The 5,004-nt window shown below is 72.7% G+C and carries 3 protein-coding genes; 2 read left to right on the forward strand and 1 reads right to left on the reverse strand.

Features of this window, described 5'->3' with window-relative positions:
* Positions 1-2,209, forward strand: a 2,209-nt coding sequence (locus tag E1283_RS31505) for a beta-L-arabinofuranosidase domain-containing protein (RefSeq protein WP_341829968.1), incomplete at its 5' end; no start/stop codon positions are given.
* 160 nt (positions 2,210-2,369) lie between these two features.
* Positions 2,370-3,530, forward strand: coding sequence for an N-acetylmuramoyl-L-alanine amidase (locus E1283_RS31510; protein WP_243745237.1), 1,161 nt, complete (start codon positions 2,370-2,372; stop codon positions 3,528-3,530).
* On the opposite strand, the gene E1283_RS31515 is transcribed toward E1283_RS31510, so the two are convergent.
* Positions 3,527-5,002 (reverse strand): fused MFS/spermidine synthase, encoded by a 1,476-nt coding sequence (locus E1283_RS31515; RefSeq protein WP_132821587.1) that lies wholly within the window; start codon positions 5,000-5,002, stop codon positions 3,527-3,529. The genes E1283_RS31510 and E1283_RS31515 overlap by 4 nt on opposite strands.
* Positions 5,003-5,004 lie beyond the last annotated feature (2 nt).

The raw sequence follows: 5,004 nt of genomic DNA on the forward strand, positions 1-5,004 counted from the left end.
CGCCCCGGCCGACTTCGGGGTGGTCGCCCGCCCCTTCGGGTTCGGCCAGGTCCGGCTGACCGCGAGCCGGTGGCTGGACAACGAGAACCGCACCCGCGCCTACCTGCGGTTCGTGGACGTGGAGCGGCTGCTGTACAACTTCCGGGCCAACCACCGGCTGTCCACCAACGGCGCCGCGCCGGGCGGCGGTTGGGACGCCCCGACGTTCCCGTTCCGCACCCATGTGCAGGGGCACTTCCTCACCGCCTGGGCCCAGGCCTACGCCGTCACGGGGGACACCACCTGCCGGGACAAGGCCGAGCGCATGGTCGCGGAGCTCGCCAGGTGCCAGGCCAACAACGCCGCCGCCGGATTCACCACCGGCTATCTCTCCGGCTTCCCGGAGTCCGAGTTCACCGCCCTGGAGAACCGCACCCTCACCAACGGCAACGTGCCCTACTACGCCGTCCACAAGACGCTCGTCGGCCTGCTCGACGTGTGGCGACACCTGGGCAGCACCGCCGCCCGCGACGTGCTGCTGCGGCTCGCCGGCTGGGTCGACTGGCGCACCGGCCGGCTCAGCACCCAGCAGATGCAGACCATGCTGGGCACCGAGTTCGGCGGCATGAACGCCGTGTTGACCGACCTCCACCTCCAGACCGCCGACCCGCGGTGGCTCACCGTCGCCCAACGGTTCGACCACGCCACCGTGTTCGACCCGCTGGCGGCCGGCCAGGACCGGCTCAACGGGCTGCACGCCAACACCCAGGTGCCCAAGTGGATCGGCGCCGCCCGCGAGTATCAGGCCACCGGCACCACCCGCTACCGGGACATCGCCACCAACGCCTGGAACATCTGCGTCGACGCCCACACCTACGCCATCGGCGGCAACAGCCAGGCCGAACACTTCCGCCCGCCGAACGCCATCGCCGGCTACCTCAACCAGGACACCTGCGAGAGCTGCAACACCTTCAACATGCTCACCCTCACCCGCGAGCTGTTCACCCTCGACCCCGAACGGGCGGCGCTCTTCGACTACTACGAGCGGGCCTGGCTCAACCAGATGATCGGCCAGCAGAACCCGGCCGACGCCCACGGCCACGTCACCTACTTCACCCCGCTCACCCCGGGCGGCCGGCGCGGCGTGGGCCCCGCCTGGGGCGGCGGCACCTGGAGCACCGACTACGACAGCTTCTGGTGCTGCCAGGGCACCGGCCTGGAGATGCACACCCGGCTGATGGACTCCGTCTACTTCCACCGCGACACCACGTTGATCGTCAACCTGTTCGCGCCGTCCGTGCTCGACTGGACGGAGCGCGGCATCACGGTCACCCAGACCACCTCGTACCCGGTGGGCGACACCACCACCCTGCGGTTCACCGGCACCGTGAGCGGCACCTGGTCGCTGCGCGTCCGCATCCCGGGCTGGACCAGCGGCGCCACCGTCAGCGTGAACGGCACCGCGCAGAACATCGCGACCACGCCGGGCGGCTACGCCACCCTGACCCGCGCCTGGACCTCAGGCGACACGGTCACCGTGCGCCTGCCCATGCGGGTGGTGCTGCGCCCGGCCAACGACAACCCCGCCGTCGCCGCCGTCACCTACGGGCCCGTGGTGCTGTCGGGCAACTACGGCAACACCACGCCGGGTTCGCTCCCGACGCTCGACACCACCTCGATCACCAGGACCGGCACCGGATCGCTCGCCTTCACCGCCAGGGCCAACGGCGCCACCGTCAACCTCGGCCCGTTCCACGACGCGCACGGCCACAACTACACCGTCTACTGGAACACGGGCGGCGCGAGCGCCGGCACCGTCCGCCTCGTCAACGCGGCCAGCGGCCTCGTGCTCGGCATCCAGGACATGTCCACCGCCGACGGCGGCCGCGCCCTCCAGTGGAACGACTCGGGCACCGCCGACCACGACTGGGAGCCCATCCCCGACGGCACCGCCGTCCGGCTCCGCAACGCCCACAGCGGCAAGGTGCTCGGCGTCCAGGACATGTCCACCGCCGACAACGCCAGCGTCCTCCAGTGGGCCGACAACGGCACCCCCGACCACCGGTGGACGCTCCTCGACCAGGGCGACGGCACGTACAGGATCCGCAACGAGCACAGCGGGAAACTGCTCGGGATCCAGAACAACTCCACCGCCGTGGGCGCCTTCGCGGTCCAGGCCCCCGACGACGGCACCGCCGACAACCGGTGGCGGATCCAGCGCGACGGGTGAGCGCCCGGCCACCGACCGCCACCCCACCCGGTCCGAACGGGCGCCCGGACACGAAGCGCGGATGAAGGACGCGACCGGCCCGTGGAGAGTCGGTGGAGCTGTTTCGCGCGGCGCGCCCGCCGGCCTCGCCGGCGGGCGCACGCCCCCTAGCATCCCGAACGTGCCAACTCCCCACACAGACACCACAGAACCCATAAGCCCCACGCACCGCCGGACGTCCCGGCTGCCGCGGCGCGCCGTGATCGGCGCGGCGAGCGGCGTCGCCGCCGCCGGCGTGCTCACCCCGGCCGTCTTCGCGGTCACCGGCGGCTCGGACGACGGCGCGCCGGAGGCCGCGCCGGCCGCCGGCGCCGACGACTCGGGACCGACCGAGCGGTTCGCCACCACCCGCACCGAGGACACCTCGGGCGTCACGGAGGCCGCCGTCGACTTCCCCCTCACCTACGTCGGCCTCCGGTTGCCGGCCGGCGGCGACGCCGCCATCCGCTTCACCGACGCCGACGAGGGCTGGCAGAACCTGGACCGCACGGCCGACTGCGGCAGCGCCAACGAGGGCGCCACCCTCGTCGCCGCGCGCGGCGCCTCCCGCTTCGAGCTGCGCCTCCCGGACGACGCCCGGGACGTCGCGGGCCTCGCCGTCGACACCGAGCACGGCGCCCAGCGGGCGCGGTCGGTGCCCGGGTCGCCGCAGCGGATGCGCGGCACCCGGTACCTGTCCCGGGCGGAGTGGGGCGCGGACGAGTCGCTGCGCTTCGACGAGAACGGCGAGCCGATCGGGGAGTTGACGTACTACCCGGCGCAGGTCGTCACCGTCCACCACACCGCGACGACCAACGACTACACGGACGCCGCCGCCGAGATCCGCGCCATCTACACGTTCCACATCCAGACCAACGGCTGGACGGACATCGGCTACCACTTCCTGATCGACCGGGAGGGCCACATCTACGAGGGCCACTACACCGGCGACGACGGCATCCCGGCGCACGACGCCGAGGGCGACGTGATCACCGCCACCCACGTCGGCGGCATGAACTCGGGCAACGTCGGCATCGCGCTGCTCGGCAACCTGGTCGAGCAGCCGCCGACCGACGCGGCCCGCGAGTCCCTGGTCACGCTCATCGCGGTGCTGAGCCGCTTCCACGGTCTCGACCCGAGGGGCGAGACCCGGTTCGTCAACCCGGTCAGCGGCGCCGAGCGCGACGTCAGCGTGGTCAGCGGGCACCAGGACTGGATGGAGACCGAGTGCCCGGGCGCGGTGATGTACGCCGAACTCGACGCCGTGCGTGAGGCCGCGGCCGAGGCCGCCGGCCTTCGCTAACGCCGCCCGGCGTAGGGCGTCAGCAGTTGGTCGACCGGCGCGAAGTCGTCGGTCAGCACCCGCGCGTCGCCGATCCACTCCGCCACCCGGTCACCGGTGAGGACCTCCCAGCCGGTGTCGCGCTCGGTCATGCGCTCGCCCCACGCGGTCGTGTCGAGCGGCCGGTCCGAGGCCGCCGCGACGAGGTTGCCGCCGCCGGCGCCGGTGAACGCCCCGGGCTCCGCCGCCACCGCCACGTGCTCGAACTCCTCGAGCATCGTGGCGACGGCGGCGCGGACGAAGGCGAGTTCGCCGTGGTCGATCATGTTGACGACGTAGGTGCCGTCGGGGCGCAGCACCCGGTCGATGTCCGCGACGGCCTCCCGGGTGGTCAGGTGCCACGGCACGCTGACGCCGCCGAACGCGTCGCCGACCACCAGGTCACGGGAGTCCGTGTCGATCCGCCGCAGGCCGAGGCGGCCGTCCTCGATCCTGACCCGCAGGTTCTCGTCGAGGTCGGCGCCCAGCAGTTCGCGGTCGACCTCGACCACCCCGGGATCGATCTCCGACACCACGCTCGTGGATCCGGCCCGCACGGCGTCCAGGTAGGTCGGGACGGAGAGGCCGCCGCCGCCCAGGTGGTAGGCGTCCAGCGCCTCACCCGCCGGGTACGCGGTGTCGATCACCGAGGCGATCGCCCGCACATAGGCGAAGTCCAGGTGCTCGGGGTCGTCCAGGTCGACGTACGAGTGCCGCAGCCCGTCCAGCACCAGCGTCCGGCCGCTCTCCCGCTCCGGATCCTCCCGCACCGTGGCGCAGTGGTAGCGGGTCTCCGCGTCGCAGCCACTCGGCACCGTCGCGCTCGCCGTCACGCCGCCGCCGACGACCACGCCCGCCACCAGCGCCTGCCGGCCCAGCCGCCAGCCCCGCGTCGCGGCGTCCACCAGCACCCCGGTCACCACCAGGAGCACGCCGAGGCCGATCAGGATGCCGCTGACCGGTACCACCGAGATCAGCACGAATCCGGTCAGCACGGTGCCGGCGATGCCACCCGCGGTGCCGATCCCGGAGAGTCGCCCGACCACGGTGCCGGTGGTCGACAGATCGACCAGCAGCAGCTTGGTGACCATGGGCGTCACCGCCGTGAGCAGCGCGGCCGGCAGGAACAGGCAGGCGCCGCCGACCAGCAGCGCCAGGTCGCCCTCCGCCGTGCCGACGAACCGCACGAGGGCCGGCGTCACCGCCACGGCCACCCCCGACAACACGAGCAGCGGCCCGAGCGCCCGGCGCGGCGCCACGACGTCGGCCGCGCGCCCGCCGGCCCACGAGCCGAACGCGATCGCCGTCAGCGCGATGCCGATCACCATGGTGTTCATCTCCATGGTGAGCCCGACGTACGGCGCCAGCAGCCGCAGCGCGACCAACTCGACGACCAGCACCGCGGCCGAAGAACCGAAGACGAGCACCGCCCCGACCCTGTCTCTGATACACATCT

Origin of the sequence: Streptomyces hainanensis (assembly GCF_004348415.1) — a bacterium.
Taxonomy (GTDB): Bacteria; Actinomycetota; Actinomycetes; order Streptomycetales; family Streptomycetaceae; genus Streptomyces; species Streptomyces hainanensis.